At 70.9% G+C, this 21,798-nt stretch carries 20 protein-coding genes and 1 riboswitch; of the genes, 6 read left to right on the plus strand and 14 right to left on the minus strand.

The window, feature by feature from the left end; genetic code table 11:
• Positions 1-9 precede the first annotated feature (9 nt).
• A complete protein-coding gene (locus QSK37_RS47970) occupies positions 10-1,920 on the minus strand; it encodes a RiPP maturation radical SAM C-methyltransferase (RefSeq protein ID WP_349498053.1) in 1,911 nt (636 codons plus the stop codon).
• Between the two features lie 566 nt (positions 1,921-2,486).
• Here QSK37_RS47970 and QSK37_RS47975 point away from each other — a divergent pair.
• The 4 genes from QSK37_RS47975 (at position 2,487) to QSK37_RS47990 (ending at position 6,239) form a co-directional block, all read left to right on the plus strand.
• Positions 2,487-2,837, plus strand: a complete 351-nt coding sequence (locus QSK37_RS47975) for a hypothetical protein (protein WP_285635813.1) — start codon at positions 2,487-2,489, stop codon at positions 2,835-2,837.
• A 24-nt stretch (positions 2,838-2,861) separates the two neighbouring features.
• A complete protein-coding gene (locus QSK37_RS47980) occupies positions 2,862-3,182 on the plus strand; it encodes a hypothetical protein (protein ID WP_285635816.1) in 321 nt (106 codons plus the stop codon).
• 151 nt (positions 3,183-3,333) lie between these two features.
• Positions 3,334-4,947, plus strand: coding sequence for an AfsR/SARP family transcriptional regulator (locus QSK37_RS52085; protein WP_490246512.1), 1,614 nt, complete (start codon positions 3,334-3,336; stop codon positions 4,945-4,947).
• Positions 4,948-5,000: 53 nt separating this feature from the next.
• Positions 5,001-6,239: a tetratricopeptide repeat protein gene (locus tag QSK37_RS47990; protein ID WP_490246513.1), complete on the plus strand. Its 1,239-nt coding sequence runs from the start codon at positions 5,001-5,003 to the stop codon at positions 6,237-6,239.
• Between the two features lie 94 nt (positions 6,240-6,333).
• On the opposite strand, the gene QSK37_RS47995 is transcribed toward QSK37_RS47990, so the two are convergent.
• From QSK37_RS47995 to QSK37_RS48050, 12 genes are all read right to left on the minus strand, one after another.
• Positions 6,334-7,407: a cobalamin B12-binding domain-containing protein gene (locus QSK37_RS47995; protein ID WP_285635820.1), complete on the minus strand. Its 1,074-nt coding sequence runs from the start codon at positions 7,405-7,407 to the stop codon at positions 6,334-6,336.
• Positions 7,404-8,984 (minus strand): PP2C family protein-serine/threonine phosphatase, encoded by a 1,581-nt coding sequence (locus tag QSK37_RS48000; protein WP_285635823.1) that lies wholly within the window; start codon positions 8,982-8,984, stop codon positions 7,404-7,406. Before QSK37_RS48000 ends, QSK37_RS47995 begins: the two co-directional genes overlap by 4 nt.
• 148 nt (positions 8,985-9,132) lie before the next feature.
• Positions 9,133-9,567: a thioesterase domain-containing protein gene (locus QSK37_RS48005; protein WP_285635826.1), complete on the minus strand. Its 435-nt coding sequence runs from the start codon at positions 9,565-9,567 to the stop codon at positions 9,133-9,135.
• Positions 9,568-10,631: 1,064 nt separating this feature from the next.
• Positions 10,632-12,239 (minus strand): acyl-CoA dehydrogenase family protein, encoded by a 1,608-nt coding sequence (locus tag QSK37_RS48010; RefSeq protein WP_285635828.1) that lies wholly within the window; start codon positions 12,237-12,239, stop codon positions 10,632-10,634.
• Positions 12,236-12,871, minus strand: coding sequence for a TetR/AcrR family transcriptional regulator (locus QSK37_RS48015; protein WP_285635831.1), 636 nt, complete (start codon positions 12,869-12,871; stop codon positions 12,236-12,238). The genes QSK37_RS48010 and QSK37_RS48015 overlap by 4 nt, the downstream gene beginning before the upstream one ends.
• 118 nt (positions 12,872-12,989) lie before the next feature.
• Positions 12,990-13,601 (minus strand): RlpA-like double-psi beta-barrel domain-containing protein, encoded by a 612-nt coding sequence (locus tag QSK37_RS48020; RefSeq protein WP_285635834.1) that lies wholly within the window; start codon positions 13,599-13,601, stop codon positions 12,990-12,992.
• Between the two features lie 91 nt (positions 13,602-13,692).
• Positions 13,693-14,454, minus strand: a complete 762-nt coding sequence (locus QSK37_RS48025) for a CHAP domain-containing protein (protein ID WP_285635837.1) — start codon at positions 14,452-14,454, stop codon at positions 13,693-13,695.
• A gap of 10 nt (positions 14,455-14,464) precedes the next feature.
• Positions 14,465-14,607: riboswitch (cyclic di-AMP (ydaO/yuaA leader) on the minus strand.
• Positions 14,608-15,160: 553 nt separating this feature from the next.
• Positions 15,161-15,931 carry a sirohydrochlorin chelatase gene (locus tag QSK37_RS48030; RefSeq protein WP_285635841.1) on the minus strand — a complete coding sequence of 257 codons (771 nt, stop codon included), beginning with the start codon at positions 15,929-15,931 and terminating at the stop codon, positions 15,161-15,163.
• Positions 15,913-16,626, minus strand: coding sequence for a phosphoadenylyl-sulfate reductase (locus QSK37_RS48035; protein WP_285635844.1), 714 nt, complete (start codon positions 16,624-16,626; stop codon positions 15,913-15,915). Before QSK37_RS48035 ends, QSK37_RS48030 begins: the two co-directional genes overlap by 19 nt.
• Positions 16,623-16,805 (minus strand): Insertion element protein, encoded by a 183-nt coding sequence (locus tag QSK37_RS48040; RefSeq protein WP_285576265.1) that lies wholly within the window; start codon positions 16,803-16,805, stop codon positions 16,623-16,625. The genes QSK37_RS48035 and QSK37_RS48040 overlap by 4 nt, the downstream gene beginning before the upstream one ends.
• A 64-nt stretch (positions 16,806-16,869) precedes the next feature.
• Positions 16,870-18,522 carry a nitrite/sulfite reductase gene (locus QSK37_RS48045; protein ID WP_285635847.1) on the minus strand — a complete coding sequence of 551 codons (1,653 nt, stop codon included), beginning with the start codon at positions 18,520-18,522 and terminating at the stop codon, positions 16,870-16,872.
• A gap of 303 nt (positions 18,523-18,825) precedes the next feature.
• Positions 18,826-18,978, minus strand: a complete 153-nt coding sequence (locus QSK37_RS48050; RefSeq protein WP_285576269.1) for a hypothetical protein — start codon at positions 18,976-18,978, stop codon at positions 18,826-18,828.
• 55 nt (positions 18,979-19,033) lie between these two features.
• Between QSK37_RS48050 and QSK37_RS48055 the strand changes: the two genes are divergently transcribed.
• Both QSK37_RS48055 and QSK37_RS48060 read left to right on the plus strand, forming a co-directional pair.
• Complete coding sequence (locus QSK37_RS48055) at positions 19,034-19,831, plus strand: TIGR03084 family metal-binding protein (RefSeq protein ID WP_285635850.1); 798 nt, start codon at positions 19,034-19,036, stop codon at positions 19,829-19,831.
• A gap of 190 nt (positions 19,832-20,021) precedes the next feature.
• The gene (locus QSK37_RS48060; RefSeq protein ID WP_285635853.1) at positions 20,022-21,140 is read left to right on the plus strand and encodes a YihY/virulence factor BrkB family protein; all 1,119 of its coding nucleotides are present in this window, start codon (positions 20,022-20,024) and stop codon (positions 21,138-21,140) included.
• A gap of 97 nt (positions 21,141-21,237) precedes the next feature.
• On the opposite strand, the gene QSK37_RS48065 is transcribed toward QSK37_RS48060, so the two are convergent.
• The gene (locus QSK37_RS48065) at positions 21,238-21,747 is read right to left on the minus strand and encodes a hypothetical protein (RefSeq protein ID WP_285635856.1); all 510 of its coding nucleotides are present in this window, start codon (positions 21,745-21,747) and stop codon (positions 21,238-21,240) included.
• Positions 21,748-21,798: the final 51 nt, after the last annotated feature.

The raw sequence follows: 21,798 nt of genomic DNA on the forward strand, positions 1-21,798 counted from the left end.
ATGAAGCGATCAAGGTGCCGGTACGGGCCATGGCAGTGGCACGGACAGGTCGACCTGGTCGGACGGGCCACGGATGCTCGTGGTGGTGAGCCCGACCCAGCGGTCGCCCTCCACGAAGACGAGTCCACGCTCACGGAGACCGTGCAGCCAGCGGAACAGCTCGTCGGGATCCCAGGGCACACCGGCCTCCTCGAGGCGGCGCAGCAGGCCGGTGGGTGTACGGCCGTACTCCAGCTCCAGCCAGGCGCGCTGTTCCCGCGGATCCTCCAACGTATGGTCCGCGGGCTGCCATCCGGCCCGCCGATCCTCCAGCACGAACACCCCGTCGACCTCGAACCGGCGCAGCGAGCTGATCGCATGGTCACGTGCCCATTCCTCCGCGGCGGTCCTCAGCGGTTCGACCTGTTCTTCGGTGAGGCCACTCGGTGGAGTGTCGAACAGGTACACGAGGTCGTGCATGCGCTCCGGGGGCAGGTCGTAGACATAGCGGTACGGCTCCGCCGGCTCGCGAGTCGAAAAGCCCAACGACGGATCCTCGAAATGTGGGCTGAATCGATTGAGCTGGATTCGGGCCACGCTGTTGGGCGGCTGGAGGTGAACCAGAGCGGGCAACTGCGCGACGAGCGAGAGGTAGTCCGCCACCCGTTCGCCGGGAAAGCCGTACAGCCAGTTCCAGGCCACCGTCAGCCCGGCCGACTGGCAGTCCCGCAGCGTACGCACGTTGCGAGCCGCCGGCACTCCTTTGTCCATCCGGTGGAGGACGTCGTCCACCAGGGACTCGATGCCGGGCTGCACGCTGTAGACGCCTGCCGCCCGAAGCACACCGATCTGTTCGCTGGTGAGATTGGCCTTGACCTCATAATGCAGACGCATGTCCCAGCCCAGGCCGGAAACCTGGGGCAGAACGTCCCGCAGATACTGCGGCTCGAGGATGTTGTCCACGACCGTGACGTCGAGGACCTTGTGACGCGTCACCAGGTGTTCCAGTTCGGCGAGGAAGGTCTCCGGCCGCTTGGCGCGAAACGCCATCGTGGTGCCGTTGAGCCCGCAGAACGTGCAATGGTGATGCTCTCCCCACCAGCATCCGCGGGCCGACTCCATGACCAGCTCCGGCTCCACGTACGCGCTCACCGGAGAGGCGTCGAACGCGCCGAACCAGTCGTCGAAGTCCGGCGCGGCCATGTGGACCGGCGACACCAGTCTCACCGGCTGGCGGTTCGCGTGTGGCGTGCCGTGCTCGTCACGCCAGCAGAGTCCGGGGACGGAGGCCAGATCACCCGCGCCGTCATCAGCGGCGAGCGTACGCAGCAGCAAGGGCAACGTCTCGTCGGCCTCACCGCGAAGCACCAGGTCGACGAAGTCGAACTCACGATGCAGCGCGACGCCCATCTCTCCGTCGCAGTTTCCACCGCCGAAGAGTACGGTGATATCGCCTCGTCGCTGCTTGAGCCGCCGGGCGACGGCGAGGCTGGGCACGTTCTGCATGAACGTCGTGCTGAATCCGACGACCTGCGGATCCAGTGCGATCAGCTCGTCGACGACGAGATCACAGAACGCGTCGGCCAGCTCACGCATCTTGCTCGCCTTCGTCAGTGAAAGTCCCCGACGAGCGGCGTACTGGCGCATTCCCTCGGCTCCGTACCCGTCCCCGTTCAACGCTCCGGCGAACACCCAGTCGCCCAGTGCGTGAGGGAAACCCTCCTCGGCGATGGCGGTGTAGTCGTACGGACCGAGCGCGCCATCGCTTTGCCGCAGGAGGAACTCCGCGAACCGCAGGCCACCGTGGTATGCCAGAGGTCTGTCGACGCCGTGCGCGACGCATGCCGAGGCGAGGACTCCAAGCTGCAGCGACGGCCGCGACACGTCATGCCAGGGCATGCAGACCAGGCATACCCTCGGTGAACCCGCAGTCATTTCCATTCGTCAAAGTGTCCGGACTCGTAACGGCCGGCGGTCAGGATTCTCGGTTGCGCGCAGTGGACTGAGCCTTACGGTCATCTCGTCGGCCGTTGGCCAGGGCCAGCTTCTTCGGGGCGGTATTCATGATGAGGCCGGGCTTCGATGGACGCCATTCGTCGGCAGTGTGCTTGATCGCGAGGGCAGACGTGGAGCTACTCACAGTTGTTCCGTCCTTCCAGCTCGCAGCGGCCGGCGGTCAGACGTTGTCTCGGCCGGGATCGGGCATGGTCAGCCTTTTTGAGGACTGATCGATAGTCGTACTGGGCCTCGACGGACGCCATTCGTCGGCGATTCGTTTGATCGTCAGGGCAGGCATGGAACTACTCACAGTTGTTCCGTCCTTCCGGTATCGATCCGACTGGCCACCTTTAGGTGAACGCTGCTCACGATGAATCGGCGCCCGGCTACGGTCAAGACAGTTAAGGTATTTTCGAAGCTTATATACGGTCTCGGTGTCATTGTCGTCCTGAACAGGTGCGCAATGATCGGGCAACGGGTTCGCAACGCGCTCACGCGACGATCGGGGCATGAATGATCAACCCCGCTCCAGGCGCCTCAGGCGCACATCGTCGAAACTGCTGGCAGGCGCGATGCTGATGCTGATGCTGGCGGCGTCGGGAACGGCCGTCGGGCTGACCGCGGCGCCCGCATCCGCCGATCCCGGATCCTGCGGAGTACGCGTGGACTCCTATCCGGCCGGAGGACTCCAGCAGAACTATGTCGTCCGCAACAAGTGCGCGACCGCGTACAACTTCGCGGTCATTCTGCCGAGCGCGAGCAGGCAGGCCTACCCGGGCTGTGTGAGGCTCCAGGGCGGCGAGACCTATACCTACTGGGCGGTCATCGCCGACGCCAACTGGTACGTCACTCTCTGCTGATCTGTCGTGAAAGGAGTTCGGCACATGCGCAAGCCCATTCGTAAGACGCCACTCGTTTCCCTGCTCATCCTGACCGCCTCCGTAGTGGTCGCCGGCGGAGTGACGGCGTCACCCGCCTCCGCCGATCCCGGGTTCTGCGGGGTCCGCGTCAGCATGCAAGAGGGCGGTGGGCATCAGGAGATCTACACCGTCCGCAACCAGTGCGGCACGGGATACAACTTCGCGGTCTTCCTCCCGAGCCTCGGCCGCCGGGCGGACCCGGGGTGCAAGTACATCGGGCCCACGGGAACCACCGGCTTCTGGAGTGTCCAGGTCGACCCGAACTGGTACGTCCAGGTCTGCTGAATGATGGTCTCCGAGCCGTCCCTGGACGGCTCGGAGACCATCCACCGGCATGACCTGCTCGCACACGACCGTGTCGGCGCCACGGGCTAACGTGCTCCCTGTCGAGCCGCGGCACAGGGCCGCGGATAAGTGCTACCCCCCGGGGCGTGCGATGCGGATGCGAGCCGGCGTGCTGGGCGAGATCGAGGTGATCCTCGGCGATCGGGAGATCGACGTGGGTCCCGCCCGGCGCCGCTGCGTTCTCGCGGTGCTCCTCGTCGAGGCCAACCGGGTCGTGCCGGTCGAGGAGCTGGTGCGGCGCGTGTGGGACGGCGCCCCTCCCGCCAAGGCCACCGCGTCGCTGCGCAGCCACCTGTCGCGCCTGCGCATGGCGCTGATGCCGGAGGCCTGCGCGATCGTCCGCCGTTCCGGCGGCTACGTCCTGACGATGGACGAGTCGGCCGTGGACATCCACCACTTCCGGCGTCTCCTCCTCCAGGCCCGGACGGCCGGCGACGACCAGGCGGCGGAGCTCTTCGAGGAGGCTCTGCGCCTGTGGCGGGGCGAACCGTTCGCGGGTTTGGACAACCCGTGGCTGGCCGCCGTACGCGAGGCGGTCCGCGCTGAGCGACTGGCGGCCGAGCTCGACTACCACGACATCGAGCTCCGCCGTGGCCGGCACGGCCGCCTTCTCGCCACGCTGTGGGCCCGCGCCCAGGAGCATCCACTGAACGAGCGTCTCGCGGCCCAGCTCATGCTCGCCCTCTACCGCGACGGCCGCCCGGCGGACGCTCTGGCCTGCTACCAGCGCATCCGCGACCGCCTGGTCGACGAACTGGGTGCCGATCCCGGTCTCGATCTCACCCGCCTGCACCACCGGATCCTCACCGCCGATCCCACCCTCACTCCTCCCGCGCCCAGACCGCGCGCCCTCGTCCCAGCGGTACGAGAGCCGTCCCTTCACGCGTTCGCGCTCGCGCGATTCGCGCCGCCGGCCCCCGAAGCCCCCGCACGTCCGGCACCGGCGACCGGACGGTCCGACCTGCCGAGGGACGTCAGCCACTTCACCGGCCGTACGGAAGAGCTGCGCCGGTTGCTCGACGACGCCGACGACGTGACGTCCGCGCCCGTCTTCGCGATCGACGGGATGGCGGGGGTGGGCAAGACGGCGCTGGCGGTACACGCCGCTCACCGGCTCGGCGTCCGCTACCCGGACGGGAGCCTCTTCCTCGATCTGCACGGCCATACGCCCGGACATGAGCCGCTGACCTCAGGAGCGGCCCTGGACAAGCTGCTGCGAGCGACCGGTATGCCCGGTGCCGAGATCCCCGACGATCTGGATGAGCGGGCCGCCGCCTGCTCCTGGTTCTGGACAACGCCGCCGACTCGTCCCAGGTCCGGCCGTTGCTTCCCGGCGCGCCCGGCTGCCGCGTTCTGGTCACCAGCCGCCGTCGCCTGGTCGAGCTGGACACCACCGCGACCCTTTCCCTGGACGTTCCGCCGCTGGACGAGGCGCTGGCCTTGTTCGCCCGCGTCATCGGCGACTCGCGTGCGCGGGCCGAGCCGGCCGCCGCCCGTGAGGTCCTGGGCCTGTGCGGCCGGCTGCCGCTGGCGATCGGCATGGTGGCCGCGCGGCTGCGCAGCCGTCCGGCCTGGACGGTGGGGCACCTGTCGGGACGACTCCGGGAGGAGCGGTTGGCCGAGATCGCCACCGGTGTGGCGGCGGCGTTCACGATGTCGTATGAGCACCTCGTCCCGGACCAGCGCCGGCTGTTCCGCCTTCTGAGCATGCACCCGGGCGCCGACTGTGATGCCCACCTGGTCGCCGCGCTGCTGGCCATGGACCTGAACGAGGCCGAACGCCTGCTGGAGCAGCTCGTCGATCTCCACCTTCTTCAGCAGCCTCGCCCGGGCCGTTACCGCTTCCACGACCTGCTGCGCGAGCACGCCCGCTCCATCGCCCGAGCCGAGGAGCCGGAGGCGAGCCACCACGAGAGCCTCCTGCGGATCCTCGACTACTTCCTGTTCACCGCCGCCCACGCTCGCCGCCGGTTCGCTCCAGGCCGGCGCCGGCTCCCGCTCGACATCACGCACCCGCCCGCGCACGTGCCGCCGCTCGACGACCACTCCCGCGCCATCGCGTGGTGCGAAACCGAGGCCACCAACCTCACCGCCGTCATCGACCACGCGGCCGAGCACGGCCGCCACACCCACGCCTGGCAGCTCGCGCATGTTCTCCAGCACTTCTTCGACATCCGCGGCCGTACCGACGACTGGGTCAGCACACACCGACGCGCCCTGGCCGCGGCCGACGCACTCGACGACCCGCAGGCGCAGGCCGAGACCACGCGGAGCCTCGGCGTGGCCTACTGGCATGCCGGACGCTACGAGGAGGCACTCGCCCAGGGCACCCGTTCCCTCGACCTCTGCCGGCGGATCGGAGACAGGTGGGGCGAGGCCACGACCCTCGTCGGCTTCGGCGTCGCCTACCGCGCGATGGGTGCGCTCACCGAGGCGTTCGACTGCTTCGAGCAGGCCCTTCACCTCTACGACGAGGTCGACGCGACGTGGGGACGGGCTCTCGCGCTCACCAATCTGGGCATCGCGTGCAGTGACGCGGGGCGCCATGACGAGGCGGTCACCCGTGGGACGCAAGGCTTGGACCTCTACGGCACGACCGAGGACAAATGGGGCGAAGCGCTGGCGCTGACCAGCCTCGGCATCACCTACCGGCGCACCGGCCGATTCCAGCTCTCCCTGGCCCACCATGAACGAGCGCTGCGGCTCAACCGCGAGATCGGTGACGTACGTGCCGAGTGCAAGGTCCTCAACGATCTCGGCCACACTCACCACGCGGCAGGCCAGAGGGCCCACGCGGAGGCCTACCACCGCCGGGCCCTCGCCCTCGCCCTCGTCATCGACGACCTCTATCAAAGGGCCCAGGCACATGAGGGAATAGGCGAGGCCACGCTCACCACGGCCCCCGACGCCGCCTATCACCATCTGCGGGACGCCCTGACGATCTACACCTGGCTCGGCGTCCCCCAGGCCGCCTCCCTGAGCAACCGCCCGCGCTGACGCCGTACCGCGCGGAAGAAGGCCCGGAGGGAGGGCGCCGAAGGCGGGGCCCCAGCCGCGGACGACCGCTGCCCATCCCGTTCCCGGACGAGGACTAGCGGACCGTGGTCGCGCCCTCCAGGGCGACGTGGCCCGCTTGGAGCAGGCCGAGGGCGCGAGGGAAGTCCTTCAGCTGTTCGGCCAGCAGGTCCAGCGCGAGGCCGACCGAGTGGGCGGGGACGCCGCGCGCGGTGAGGATGTCGCCGGTCCAGGCGATGAAGCGGGTGAACAGGTCCGAGTCGTCCAGGTAGAGGGCGACGCCGAGGAACTCGGTGATGTGGGCGATGTCCTCGGCGGTGTGCTGGCGCTGCTGGTCGGTGTAGTCGGCCATCGCCGGAACGCGTTCCTGCAGCTCGGCGAGGACCGCCGCGACGAGCCGGTGCGCGCTGCGGGTGACCAGCGTGTACTCCTGGTCGGCCAGGTGCGGCAGGTCCTCCACCGCCTGGTGTGCCGGTGGCGGGGCGAACGGCCGGGAGATGAGTTCGTCGAGCCGGTCGGCCGCGGCGCGGGCGTTAGGGGCCCAGGCGTCGGCGCAGAGCCGTTCGGCGTGGCGGCCGCGGGGGCCGAACGCCGCCCCGCCGGCCATGACCGGGACGCCCGCGGCCTGGCACGCGGTGATCGTGGCATGCGCGGTGGGCAGGCGGGTGGGGATGGAGGAGGACAGGGCCAGCGCGTCGGGGCCCGTACGGTGCAGGTGGTCGATCAGGTGCGGAACGGGGACCTGCGCGCCGAGGAAGTCGACCTCCCAGCCCCGCAGCCGCAGGGTCTCGGCCAGCAGGCGGGCGGGCAGGGCGTGCCACTCCCCGTCGACGCACGCCACCGTGACCCGGCCGCGCCGCCGCTTCTGGGGCGGGGGCGTGTGGTGGGCGAGGGCGGCGATGACGCGGTCGTTGATGGCCGTCGCGGTGTGCTCCTGGGCGACGCTGATGCGGTTCGCGGCCCATTCGAGGCCGACCTTGGCCTGTACCGGCGCGATCACGTCCAGGAGTGCCGACTCGGCGTCCAGGCCGGCGTCCACGGCCGGCAGGATCACCTCGACGGCGGCGTACTCGTCGCCGTCGCGCACGGCGTCCCACAGCCGGGGGACCAGGACCTCGGTGTTCAGGCGGTCCGTCGCCGAAGCGGTCATCGGGTTTCCTCGCGTCGTAGGCGTCCGTTGGGCGGCGCGGTGATCGCCACGACGGCCATGTCGTCGTGGTCGCGGCTCCCGGCCCACTGCGCCGCGAGCATCTGCACCCGCTCCACGACGGCTTCGGCGGGCATCCCGGCGCACCCGGCCAGGGCCTCCGCCAGCCGCTCCTCGCCGAACATGACGTCGCCGAGCGGACCGCCGCGGGCCTCGGTGATGCCGTCGGTGTACAGCACGCACGTCTCGCCCGGCGCCAGCTCCACCTCGGCGGTGGTCGCGTCGATGTCGGAGAACACCCCGATCAGGCAACCACGGGTCGCGGCCTCCTCGACGCCGCCGCCGGACCGCACGATGAGCGGCGGCGGATGTCCGGCGCTGGTCAGCCGGAGCCGTACGCTGCCGCCGGCCCGGATCGCCGAGGCCAGCACCAGGGTGGCGAACCGGCTGGACTCGGTGTGCAGCAGCGCCCCGTTGAGCAGGGACAGCATGCGCATGTGGTCGCCGGCCATGGGCAGCAGCGCCTGCAGCGTGGTGCGGATCTTGCCGGTGGTGACCGCCGCCTCCAGTCCCTTGCCGCACACGTCGCCGAGGACGGCGAGGGACTCGACGGCCTCGTCGTCGCCGGGGTGGACGTCGTAGAAGTCACCGCCGACGAGCTCGCTGCGCACCGAGGCGCGGTAGCCGCCGGCGAAGTCGACGCCGTGGACGTGGTGCAGCCGGGGCGGCAGCAGCTCGCGCATGAGGATCGTGGTGACCCCGGCCTGCTCGGCGTACATGCGGGCCGCCGACAGCGCCGCGCCGGCCCGCGCGGCGAAGAGCCGGGCGAAGACCTCCTCGTTCTCGCTGAACGACGGCCGGTCGCTGCGGCGCAGCAGGATGAGCGCGCCGGCCGGGATGCCGTGCCCGGGCAGCGGCGTCACCGCCACCGCGCCGACCGGCCCGTCGAAGCCCTCCGGCACCGCCCACGAGGGGAGTTCGGCCGGGTCGATCCAGCGGGAGGGGATCGGCGGAAAGCCCTGGAGCGCCTCGCTCAGTCCCGGCACCTCGGCGGCGTCGGCCTGCACCGTACGGCGGGACACGTCCGCGCCGCGGATCGTGAAGGCCGCCGGCAGCCGGGTGCCCACGGCGGGCGCGATCAGCACCGCGGCGTCGGCCAGATGCTCGGCCGCCAGGCGTACCGCGACCTCCATGCACCGATCGATGTTCAAGGTCGACAGCAGGGCGTTCGACGCCTCCGCCAGGAGCGCCGTGCGCTCCCGTTCCGTCGCGAGTTCGGTCTCGGCCAACCGCCGGTCGGTGTCGTCGACCAGCCACCAGATGACGTGACCGTCCGGCGAGGGGGTCGGGTGCGCCTCGAAGCCGCGTTCCCCCGCCTCGCCCCGTACGGGCTCGGGGTGGTGCCCGTCGACCGCGCGGTGCGCCTCCGCCAGCCAGCCGGCCGTCGTCGCGGCGAGGCTCGTCCCTGGTTCCGCTCGCGGGAACAGCCGGGCGGCGGCCTCGTTGAGCTCGACCACCCGCCCGTCGGCGGCGGCCATCACCACCGGGTAGGGGGCGTCGCTCCACCGGGCGGCCGTCACCCGCTCGGGGCTCCGCCGGTCCGCGGAGGTAACGCTGGAAAGGTCCACGCGCCGGGCCCGCGGTCACGCGAGCCCCCACCACCTTCGCGCTCGAAAATGTTGCTTGAAGACAACAGTCCCTTATGTGAGGTAGGAGAAGCAACTCCTGTCACGCTAGCCGCTCATCGAAATGCCTGGTCCCGGCGCTGGCGTCCGCCGCCCCCGTCGCGGCGCACGCCGTACTGTGGCCGTCCCCGTGCGAGCGTGACCGGTACCACGGCGTCGACCGGAGTCGCAGGTGCCGCCCGGCCTGAGATCCGACCCAGACCAGATACCGCTGCGAAGCGGCCAGGCACCGGCCGACCTCGGTCGCGACGATCGCACCCACGCCGTGGCCGAACCGCGCGTACGGCGGATCGACGTGCTTCAGGATGTCGCCGAAGACACCACCGACGACCCGCGACCTCACCCGGCTCGGCGTCTCGCCGTGCCGGGCACTCGGGCCGGGCAGGTCCAGCAGCAGGACATCCCAGTCGTCCGGCAGCTGCCGGACCAGCGGGTGGTACGCCACCGCCGAGCTTCCGGCGTGATGCAGGACCGCCACGCGGACAGCGGTGGGTACCGGCCGCGGGCCGATGGAAAGCCTCACTGGTCCGCCCCTGACGGCGCGCCGGCCGGCGCGACCGTCGACCGCTTGGCGATCGCGTGGGCGAGCTGGGTCACGAGCGGCATCAGCACCCCACACCATTGGGCCACAGGGCCAGGGCGATGCCGCCGGCCAACGCCACCCGAGTGCTGAAACGCGTCCGTCCTCATTCGCGGGAGATGGTTTTGCACTGGCTCGGGCGGCATGACAGGTGTCGCAAATACATCAAACATGTGTTGTAGTGTTCTATCCCAATCTGATCCTTCATGGGCGAGTCTCGGTCACGGAGGCCGTCACCCGCGATCCTTCTCGATGCGATTTCTGGGGACGAAGTGGCCGGAAGCCTGTCAGGTGCGGGTGCGGGTGCGGTCGCGATCCAGGAGGGTTTCCTTTCGCCTGGCGTGGCGGGCCCTTCACCGGAGATGCTTCGAAAATATGTTAATTGTCTTGACCGTGGCCGGGCGCCGATTAACTGTAAAGGACAGTTTCGGTTGATCGGTACTGGAAGGACGGAGAACCGTGAGTAACTCTGCGTCTGCGCTTGTGATCAAGTGCTTTTCCGACGAATGGCGTCTGTCGAGGTCGAGTACGGGCAAAGACGCAGCGCCACGAGAGCCGGTCAAGGCCGGAGCCGTCGATCGGTGAGGCGACCCTAGGGCTCAGCGAATCGCGTGCGGCCGAGACGACCGACCGCCGGCGGTCGCGAGTCTGGATCCACGACGGTCGGCGACGTGGCCGCCCTGCCGGGGAGCCTCCTGGTCGCCATGCCGGGCCCCGCCTCCGGCCGCCACCTGCACGCGCTCGCCCGCGGCCGGCGACCTCGTCGCCGACCGCGGGCTGACCCTGCTCGGCGTGGCCGTGGGCGACCTGTACGACGACCGGGCGGTCCAGCTCTCCCTGCCGCTCGACCACTTCGCGCCGGCGGCGCTCGACGGTACGGTCGACGAGGTCCGCGACCGCTTCGGCGGGCGCGCGATCGCACGGGTGCGAATACAGCCGTCCGCGCGCGCTGGACGGTTGAGCTATCCGGCCTTCGGGGTGGCGCGGGCGATGATGGCGTCGAGGTCCAGGCCCGGGGGGAGGGTGCCGAAGGCGGTGCCCCAGTCCCGGTCGAGGCGGGAGGCGCAGAAGGCGTCGGCGACGGCGGGGTGGCCGTGCCGGACGAGCAGGGCTCCTTGGAGTACGAGGGCGAGGCGTTCGACGATCCGGCGGGCGCGTAGTTCGGCCGTGGCGGTGTCGGTCAGTTCGTTCTTGATCCGCGTGACGGCCTCGTCCAGGCGCCGGTCGGCTCCTGTCGCCGCGCCGACCTCGGCGAAGTACGCCTCCACGGTCTCGGGTTCCTTCAGCATGGCCCGCAGCACGTCGAGCGCGGCGACGTTGCCCGACCCCTCCCACACGGAATTGAGCGGGGACTCACGGAACAGCCGGGGCATGCCCGACTCCTCGACGTAGCCGTTGCCGCCCAGGCACTCCAGGGCCTCGGCGCTGTGCGCGGGCCAGCGCTTGGTCACCCAGTATTTGCCGGCCGCCAGGGCGAGGCGCTTGAACGCGGTCTCGCCACGGTCGGTCGCGCCCGCGAGCCGCAGCATCAGCACCGTCGCGGCCTCGGACTCCACGGCCAGGTCGGCCACGACATTGCGCATCAGGGGCTGGTCGATCAGGGCGGCGCCGAACGCCTGCCGGTGGGTGACGTGGTGCGCCGCCTGCACCAGGCCCTGGCGCATTCCGGCGGCGGCGCCGATGACGCAGTCGAGCCGCGTCATGTTGACCATCTCGATGATGGTGCGGACGCCACGGCCCGCCTCGCCGACGCGCCAGGCGACGGCGCGTTCGTACTCCACCTCCGCCGAGGCGTTCGAGTGGTTGCCGAGCTTGTCCTTCAGCCGCTGCAGGCGCATCGGGTTGAGCGTGCCGTCGGGCAGGACGCGGGGGAGCAGGAAGCAGGTGAGGCCCTCCGGGGCCTGGGCGAGCACGAGGAAGACGTCGCACATCGGCGCGCTGGTGAACCACTTGTGCCCGGTCAGCAGGTACGTCCCGTCGGCCTGCGGAACCGCGCGGGTCGTGTTGGCGCGTACGTCCGAGCCGCCCTGCTTCTCCGTCATCGACATCCCGGCGAGGATGCCGGCCTTGGTCAGCGGCGGGCGCAGGCCGAAGTCGTACGTGCCGGAGGTCAGCAGCGGCTCGTACTCGCGGGCGAGGTCGGGCTCCTGGCGCAGCGCGGGCACGGCGGCGTACGTCATCGAGATCGGGCAGCCGTGCCCGGCGTCGACCCGCCACACGTAGAACTTGGCGGCGCGGGCCACGTGCGCGCCGGCGCGCTCGGTCCACGCGCGGGCGTGCAGTCCGTGCCCGACCGCGACCTTCATCAGCTCGTGCCAGGCGGGGTGGAACTCCACCTCGTCGACGCGGTGGCCGTACCGGTCGTGGGTGCGCAGCACCGGGCGGTACTCATTGGCGAGCCGGCCCCACTCCTGCGCCTCCTCGCCGCCGGCCAGCCGGCCGAGCTCGTGGATCTCCTCGGTCGCCCAGCCGCCGCCCTCGCGGAACAGCCCGTCCAGCAGCGCCGGGTCGTCGGCCACGTCGTAGCCGGTCAGCGGAGGGACCTGGTTGAACACGTCATGCGTCGTCATGAGACCGCTCCGATGCTGCGCTGGACGAAGGTGATGAGGTGAGCCGTGCCGCTGGAGACGTCCGGGACCGGCGCGGTGACGGAGGCGTCCGTCACGGCGGCGCGCGCCGCCAGCGGGCCGATGAGGGCGTCGCCGATCGCCCCGACGAGTGCCGCCGCGCTCACCTGGACGTCCTGATCGGGCAGCTCGCCGGTGGCGATGCCCCGGGTGATGAGCACCCCGATGGCGTCGGCGAACGCGCGCCGGAACACGAGCCGCTCACCGTCGACGGCCGGGTCGGCGGGCTCGGCGAGCAGCGCGTACGCCATCCGCGGGGCCCGCAGCGCGCGGCCCGCGAAGGTCTCGACCACCGCGGCGATCGCCTCGGCGGCGGTGCTCTCCAGGGCCACCGCCCGCGCCACGGCGTCGACCTCGCGCCGGCTCGTCGTGCGGAACACCTCCGCGACCAGGTCGGCCTTTGCCGGGAAGTGGCGGTAGACGCTGCCGGTCGCGACGCCGGCCCGACGGGCCACGGCGGCCACCGAGCATCCCGCGTAGCCGTGCTCGGCGACGATCGCCACTGCGGCGGACAGGATGCGTTCACGCGAGGCGCTCAGGCGCGCTTCGACGCGGGGCGTACGGCGGTACGGCATACAAGAATTGAACCCTAGTTCACTTCTTAGGCGCAACCGCGTAACGCCGAAAAAGGTTCGGGGCCCCTCGGGTAGAGGGGCCCCGAACGCCCCCAGGGGGGAAGGGGGCGGAAGAGGGCTATTTCTCGGACACTCCGGTCGCCATGTCGTAGCCGGTGCCCGAGTGGCGGTAGACGGGGCCGTTACCCATCTCCAGCACCTGGAACTTGATCGGGATCGAGTTGGACCGGGTGCCGGTGAAGTACTGCATCATCTCCTCGGACAGGTCGATGATGGCCGGCGGGCTGTGCTGGGCGACCGCCCACTCGGCCGGGCCGAAGTCCTCGACCACGCCGACGGCGCTCTTCTTGCCGACGGTGATCTTCACCTTGGTGCCGAGCGGCCAGTACGGGCTGGCGATCGTGTGGTACGACATCGGCTTGCCGGACGCGGTCTGCGCGTCCCAGAACGACGTGCCGGTGGAGACGCCGGTCGGCAGGGCGGCCTTCTTGTCGGCCTTCTCACTGGGAAGCTGCCGGGGCAGCTTGGCCGTGTGGCCCTCCGTTCCGGGCCCCACGAGGCCGGAGTCGCCCTGCGACACCTGCACGGCGCTCGTACGGGCGGCCTGGGAGGACGTGGAGTGGACCAGCGCGGCGGACGCGCCCGCGCCCGCCACGACGACGCCGGCCGCGACCGACGCGAACGTCTTGCTGGTGAATCGATCCAGATACTTGTTGCTGATTCTGAACATGGGGGGTTGGCCTCTCAGCACAGGGGGAGACGGGGACGGTGTGCAGGGCGGGCCGCCCCGGCCGGCCGTGCGGCCGGGGCGAGGGGAGGGCTCAGGCGTCGTTGGAGCCGTACTCGGGGTAGCCGTAGCCGACGACCGTGGACTTGTCGCGCGTGCGGATCTTCACGGCGTTGTCGGTGTTGCCCTCGATGGTCTGGATGGTGCCGTCGTGGTTGTCCTTGATGACCATGCCGACGTGGTCGATGTCGTCGATCGACTTGCTCCCGCTCCAGGAGAAGAACACGACGGCGCCGGGCGTGGCGTCCTCGCCCCAGCGGCCCTGGTCCTTGAACCACTGGGCGTGGGTACGGGTGAACGCGTCCGCGCCCATCCCCTTGACGCCCAGCTGGGCGCCGATCCAGGACACGAACATGTCGCACCAGTTCGCGTTGGCGTAGTCGGAGACCTGGCCGCCGTCGCGCTCGACGCCGCGCTCGGCCCACGGGGAGGAGACGAACCACTTCTGGAACTTGGTGCCGCCGCCCGAGGAGTCCTCGCTGACGCCGACCTGGGAGGTGGCGAGCTTCAGCGCGTCGCTCGCGGTGGGCAGCCACTCGCGCTTCTTGGCGGCGACGTTGCCGGCGCTCTTGCCGGACAGGGCCAGCGTGTGCGGTTCCTTGGGGGAGGCGGCGGTGCCGTGGGGAACGGCGGCCATCGCTTGGGCCGAGACCGCGTCGACGTTCTGGGAGGATCCGGCCGGGGCCGCCGCGATCAGGCTGATCGCGGTCGCGCCGACCGCGGTGACGGCGGCGAGGGAGCCGCCGAGTCTGGTGTTACGCAGCAGACGGCATGACTTCTTGTGTCGACCTGACACGTTGAGCACTCCTTTGCTTCCATGCCGCTTACCGGGTTAGCTGACGGGTTCGGGCGTGGAAGCTGCCCTACGGCGCGAGGGGATGCGCCGATTCACCCCAGTGGTGCGGTGGGTCCCCGGTTCCGCGATGTGCGGATTCAGCGGGAGCCGTCTCTGAGCGGACGGCTCGAAGAACAGGGGGATGGCGGCCGCGTGGGCGGCCACTTCATTCAGGTCTAGGGGATCTTGTCGTCCATTCGTCCGGTGCACTTTCACTTCCCGGCGCCTGCCGATGGCCCCGAGGGCTCGGGCGGGAAGTCACCCGGTGGGCACGCTGTTGGCGTGCCACATGCCCTGTGAGAGACACGAGGGGCCTGGCTCCGTCGCTGCGCGGCGGATGCGGCGCGTTCGCCGAACCGGCATCGAGGCGGATCCATGTGGGGGGATCGCAGGGGATGCGCGGAGCGGCGCGGTTATGAACCGTCGCGGCCTTGGAAGGGGGGCCCATCTCACGCGTCGTCGCGTGCCGCACTTCGTGGTGCTGGGGGGCAGGCCCTGGCCGGCGGGGATGTTACGGACGGCGCATGGGGGGCGCCGCCGGTCAACCGAACATAGCAAACATATTTCGGGCCGTAAAGGGGAAATATGGACACTCACCGCCTCTGACCTGCGAGAAGATCACATCGGCGGTCTGTCAACCCCCAGAACCCTTGCGAAATAAGGGTTTTCAGCCCACAGCAGCTTGATCACCCAGCGTGATGATCTCGGTGTAACGCTGCTCGATGATCTCGGCCAGCTCGGGCGCCGCGCCGAGCGCCCCCGAGACCGCCACCGCCCCCGCCGCGAGCGACTCGTCGCGGACCTTGTCGGCGAAGTGGCCGGGGGCCAGGAAGTAGGAGGCGACCGCGACCCGCGGGGCCCCGGCGTCCAGCAGCCTTCGTACGGCCTCGGCCGGCGTCGGGCGCGCGGCGGAGGCGTAGGCGGGGACGACACGCCGCCAGCCGCGCCAGCCGCGGGCCATCCGGCCGATCGTCGCGTTGGCCGACGGGTCGCTGGACCCCGCGGCGGCCAGCACGAGCGCCGTGTCCGGGTCGGGCGTCACTCCCGCCTCGGCCAGCCTCCGCTCCAGGGCCGCGGTCATCAGCGGGTGCGGCCCGAGCGTCGCGCCGTACCGCAGGCGCATCCGCGGGTGCTCCCGGCGCACCTCGGTCAGTGCGCCGGGAATGTCGGTCTTGCTGTGGTACGCGGCGGTCAGCAGGAGGGGGAGAACGACGGCCTCGCCCGCGCCGGTGCCGGCGCCGGCGAGCGCGCCGAGCGCCTGGCCGGGCGTCGGCGGCGCGTGATCGAGGTAGGACGTCACGACCCGCAGCCCGGACCGGCGGCGTACGAGATCGAGCAGGTCCTCGACCGTCGCCGCCGCACGCGGGTCCCGGCTGCCGTGCGCCACCGCCACCAGCGGCGGCGGAGGCGCGCAGGTGATCAGAGGTTGATGCCGCATTCGGACTTTCCGGTGCCGGCCCACCGGCCGCTGCGCGGATCGTCGCCGGGCGCGACCCGCTGCGTGCACGGCTCGCACCCGATGGAGGGGTAGCCGTCGTATTGCAGCGGGTTGACGAGGATGCCGTTCTTCTCGATGTAGGCGCCGAGCTGCTCGTGCGTCCACCGGGCGAGCGGGTTGACCTTGACCTTCCCGCGCGACGCGTTCCACTCCACGACCCGGGACCCGCGCCGGTGCGAGGTCTCCTCCCGGCGGATCCCGGTGATCCACGCGAGGTACGGCTCCAGGGCGCGGTTCAGCGGCTCGACCTTGCGCAGGTGGCAGCACAGGTCCGGGTTCCGGCCGTAGAGCCGGGGCCCCAGGTCGCGCTCCTGCTCGGCGACCGTACGCGAGGAGGTGACGTTCACCACGTTGACCGGGTAGACGGCCTCGACGGCGTCGCGGGTGCCGATCGTCTCGGCGAAGTGGTAGCCGGTGTCGACGAACAGCACGTCGATGCCCGGCCGGATCTTGGCGGCGATGTCCACCAGCACGGCGTCCTTCATCGAGGACGTCACGCAGATCCGGTCGCCGAAGGTCGCGATCGCCCAGCGGATGATCTCCTCGGCCGGTGCCTCCTCGAGGGCGTCGGCGGCCGACTCGACGATGTCGGTGAGGTCGAGCGCGGCGGTCGGGCGTTCGAAGGTGAGCGTCATCTCGCGCCTCCCTTCGGCGCGGCGGGGACGGCGGTGCTGAGCGCGCCGGTGCCGATGAACCGCAGCCGGAACGCGCGGGTGCAGGCACGGCAGTGCCAGCCGCCGCCGTCGCTCTCGTACGGCTCCAGGTCCTCGTCGCCGCAGTAGGGGCAGTAGAAGGGGACCGCTCGTTCAGTCATGAGTCCTCCTTCGTCGGAGGAGTCACTGAGGGCACCGTGTTCTCGGTTCGCTCACTCCGTTCGCTCATTTCAGGTCCTCCTGTTCCGCCCGCTGCACCCAGTCGGCGAAGGACTCGCCGTCGCCGCGCTGCTTCTGGTAGCGGCGCAGGACCCGCTCGACGTAGTCGGGCAGCTCGTCGGCCGTGGTCTTCAGCCCGCGGACCTTCTTGCCGAAGGCGCCGCCGACCGCCCCGCCGAGGTGGATCTGGTAGCCCTCGACCTGGTTGCCGTCGGCGTCGGTGACCAGCTGGCCCTTCAGCCCGATGTCGGCGACCTGCACACGCGCGCAGGAGTTCGGGCAGCCGTTGAGGTTGATGCTCAGCGGCTGATCGAAGTCCGGGAGGCGCTTCTCCAGCTCCTCGATGAGGTCCATGCCGCGCTGCTTGGTCTCGACGATCGCGAGCTTGCAGTACTCGATGCCGGTGCAGGCCATCGTCTGCCGCCGGAAGGTCGAGGGCCGCACCTGCAGGTCGTGGGCCTCCAGTTCGGCGGCGAGGGCCTCGGTGCGGTCCTCGGGCACGTCGAGGATGACCAGCTTCTGCTCGGTCGTCGTGCGCACCTGACCCGAGCCGTACTCCTCGGCCAGGTCGGCGATCACGTGCAGCAGCTCGCCGTTGACCCGGCCCACCCTCGGCGCGAACCCGACGTAGTAGTTGCCGTCGCGCTGCGGGTGGATGCCGACGTGGTCCCGCCGGGCGTCACGGGGGGCGCCCGGCGCCGGCCCGTCGGGCAGCGGGTAGCCGAGGTACTCCTTCTCCAGCACCTCGCGGAAGCGCTCGGGTCCCCAGTCGTTCATCAGGAACTTGAGCCGGGCGCGGCTCCGCAGCCGCCGGTAGCCGTAGTCGCGGAAGATTCCGATGACCCCGGCCCAGACCTCGTGCGCCTGCTCGGGGCGGACGAAGGCGCCGAGGCGCTTGGCGAACATCGGGTTGGTGGACAGCCCGCCGCCGACCCAGAGGTCGTAGCCGGTCTCGCCCTCGTCGTTCACCACACCGACGAACGCGATGTCGTTGATCTCGTGGACGGTGCACTGCGCCGTGCAGCCGGACATCGCAGTCTTGAACTTGCGCGGCAGGTTGGAGAAGTCCGGGCTGCCGATGTAGCGGTCGTGGATCTCCTCGAGCTGCTGGGTGGCGTCGATCACCTCATCGGCGGCGATCCCGGCGAGCGGGCAGCCGAGGATCACGCGCGGGGTGTCGCCGCAGGCCTCCGTCGTGGACAGGCCGACGGCCTCCAGCGTCTCCCAGATCGCCGGCACCGACTCGATCTCGATCCAGTGCAGCTGGATGTTCTGCCGGTCGGTCACGTCGGCGGTGCCGCGCGCGTACTTGCTCGACACGTCGGCGATCGCGCGCAGCTGGTCGAGGTTCAGCCGGCCGCCGTCGAGGCGGACGCGCAGCATGAAGTAGCGGTCGTCGAGCTCCTCGTCCTCGAGGACGGCCGTCTTGCCGCCGTCGATCCCCGGGCGCCGCTGCGTGTAGAGCCCGTACCAGCGGAACCGGCCGCGCAGGTCGGCCGGGTCGATCGAGTCGAAGCCGGCTTTGGAGTAGACGCCCAGGATCCGGTCGCGGACGTTCAGTCCGTCGTCGTTCTTCTTGTTCTCTTCGTTCTTGTTGAGCGGTTCGCGATAGCCGAGGGCCCACTGACCCTCGCCTCGCCTCCGCTGACGGGGTGGCATCGTGCGCGTCCTCCGTGGTGGGTGGTGGACGCGGAGCACACCGGCAGGCTCGCTGCTGGCTCTACGCTGAGCTTAAGGAAATCCGACACCGGCATACCGCGCGCCCATGAGGCAGTGGCGGTTGATCAGTGTCAACGACAGATGGCGCTGCCCACGCGGAGAAAATCGACGTGCCGGCGCATCACCAGCAACGGGTTCGCAGCAGCCATACACCGATGATGACATGCCGTTCGATGAGTGTCCAACCTTGTCCGATATGCGAAACGGCGTCCCATCTCGGTGGCCTGAACCCGGCGCGGTTTCTCAGCCCTGGCGGAGCCAGTTGACCGGCGGCTCGGACCCGTCCGGCCCGGTGTCCGGCTCGTCCTTGTCGTCCGGGGGCTGGTGCTGGCAGTCGCACCACGTGCCGCCCCGGCACTCCTCGTGCCGCCGCTCGCGGCACGCCTCACAGATCATGCTCCCATTCTCGCAGTACGGACCGGCACCGAACGCCGTTCTGTACGCTGATGCGATGGGTGTGGCGACAGAGGTGCTGATCCGTGACCTGAGCGCCGAGACGGCCGACCTCGACCGGCTCCTCGGCCCGGACGTGTGGGACGTTCCGACTCCGGCCGAGGGCTGGGCGGTACGGGACCAGATCGCCCATCTGGCGTGGTTCGACGACGCGGCGGTGCGCGCGGTCACCACGCCGGAGGCGTTCCGCGACGAGGCGCGTGCCGCCGCGGCCGGGGGCCTGGACGCCGACGCGCTCACCGCGGAGCGGCGGTCGATGCCGGGGGAGGACCTGCTCGCCTGGTTCCGCGCCGCCCGCGCCGGCCTGACCGAGACGCTTACTGCGGCCGACCCGAGGACGCGGATCCCCTGGTACGGCCCTGACATGGGTCTCGCGTCGTTCGCGACGGCGCGGCTGATGGAGACCTGGGCGCACGGGCAGGACGTCGTCGACGGCCTGCGGGAGGCCGGCCGCGACGCGGTCCGCGAACCCACCGACCGGCTGCGCCACGTGGCCGAGATCGGCGTACGCGCGCTGCCGTGGAGCTTCGCCGTGCGCGGGCGCCCCGCCCCGCGCGTGCCGGTGCGGGTCGAACTCACCCTGCCGGGCGACGGGCCGTGGACCGCCGGGCCCGAGGACGCCGCCGACGTCGTACGCGGAACGGCGCTGGACTTCTGCCTCGTCGTCACGCAGCGGCGGCATCCGGCCGACGTGGATCTGGCGGTCTCGGGCGCCGTCGCGAAAGAATGGATCAGTATCGCCCAGGCGTTCGCGGGGCCGCCGGGCGCCGGACGCCGCCCGGGACGGTTCACCTGAGCCGAGGACCGGCGGGAACGAGGGAAGGGCGGTGGATGGGCGGCACGCGTATGAGGCGTACCTCCCGCCGGGTGCCCGGCGGCGACGGGTGTCTCCGTGCGCCGGACCGGCCGTACGCCGGGTGGCGCGACCTCCCCCGAAGTGGTCGTCGCAGCGCGTATCGGACGCGTCACGGCTACGGTAGACCTTCGTGACCACCCTCTCCGATGCTTCGGCGGGTGTCGCCGAGGTCTCGGTGCGCGCCCGAATCCGGTCCGCCGTGTGGCGGGTCGTCCGCGGTACGAGCGTCTCCGCGTTCCGCTACCGGGTGACCGGCCTGGCCGCGGAGGCCGCGTTCTTCACCCTGCTGTCGCTGCCGCCGCTCGTGCTGGGGCTGATCGGCACGCTCGGGCACTTCCGGTCGATGCTCGGCGACGACACGGTGTCCGACATCCGCACGTGGGTGATCGAGAAGGCGCAGACGGTGCTGACCGAGCAGTCGGTGGACACCGTCGTGCGGCCGCTCCTCGACGACGTCCTGCGGGGCGGCCGGGTCGAGATCGTCTCGCTGAGCTTCCTGGTGTCGCTGTGGGCCGGCTCACGCGCGCTGAACGTCTACGTCGACACGATCACGATCGCGTACGGCCTGTCCGGCGTGCGCGGCGTCATCCGCACCCGGCTGCGCGCGTTCTTCCTGTACATCGCCGGGCTCGGCGTCGGGCTGGTGGTCATCCCGCTGCTGGTCGCGGGCCCGACGCTCGTCCTGCGCTGGCTGCCCGAGGGTGCGCGGGTGCTGCACGTGCTCTACTGGCCGGTGCTGATCGTCGTCTCGATCGTGTTCCTCGCCTCGCTGTACTACCTCAGCGTCCCGGTGCGCACGGCCTGGTGGCGGGGTCTGCCGGGCGGCGCGGTGGCCCTGGCGATCTGGGCGCTGGGCAGCCTCATCCTGCGCCTCTACCTGGACGGCTCCGCGTCGGGCGTGTCCGTGTACGGCTCGCTGGGCGCGGCGATCGCGGTCCTCGCCTGGCTGTACGTCACCGCCCTGGCCGTGCTGATCGGTGCCGCGCTCAACGCCGAGATCGACAAACTGTGGCCCGGCGAGTACACCGCGCGCGCCCGCGCCGAGGTCGCCGAGGCGCGCGCCCGGGCGGCGAAGAAGCAGCTCCGGGCCGCCGAGCGGCGCGTCGAGGCCGCCACGACCGACGAGCCGGAGGAGCCCACCGCGCCGGAGGAGGACGCCGAGCCTCAGGAGGCGCGGGAGCCGCGGGGGCCGCTGGAGGCGCGGGAGAGCGAGCGCGAGCAGGCCCGCCCGGAGTCCCGCAGCGCCTGACCGATCCGCCGGCCGGCGGAAGACCGGTCGTCTCCGGGCCGCCGCCCGCACCTGTGATCGGCCTGCCGCCCGCGCGGGCGGAGGAACCACGGGAAGGTCAGGCGCCGGGGGAGGCCAGGTGGTCGACGGCGGGCGGTGGGCCGGAGGACACCGGACGGGGTCTGGCGGTCCGCCGCCGGGTTCGCGGGTCCCCCGAGGTCGTCTCCGGACGTCCCGGGCCGTCCTGGGGGCGTCTGGAGCCGTCCTCCGCGTGTCCCCGGACGTCCGGGCCGCGTCCCTGTCCGTACCAGGGGCGGGCGATCGGGGTCCACCGCGCGAGCAGTTCCATCGCGTCCGGGAGCGTCTCGGCGAAGATGTGCTCCACCACGTTGCCCGCGTTGCCCTCGAGTTGGAGCAGGAACTGCAACGGCGGCGTCTCCCGGGAGTAAAGCGTCAGCGAGACCGGCACCGACGGCAGCTCACCGACCTGGCACCACGCCTCGTACCCCAGGTTCGCCACCGCCGCGCGCACGTCACCGCCGTACGGCTCGCAGATCGCCATCACCGGGTCCTCGCGTTCCACCCACGAGCCGTTGACCAGGCACCATGCGTGAATCATCTCGTTCATGATCACACCCCACGGTAGGCCGGGCGGACCGTCCGCGGCGGTAACGCCACG

This window comes from Actinoallomurus iriomotensis (genome assembly GCF_030269445.1).
GTDB classification, from domain to species: domain Bacteria; phylum Actinomycetota; class Actinomycetes; order Streptosporangiales; family Streptosporangiaceae; genus Actinoallomurus; species Actinoallomurus iriomotensis.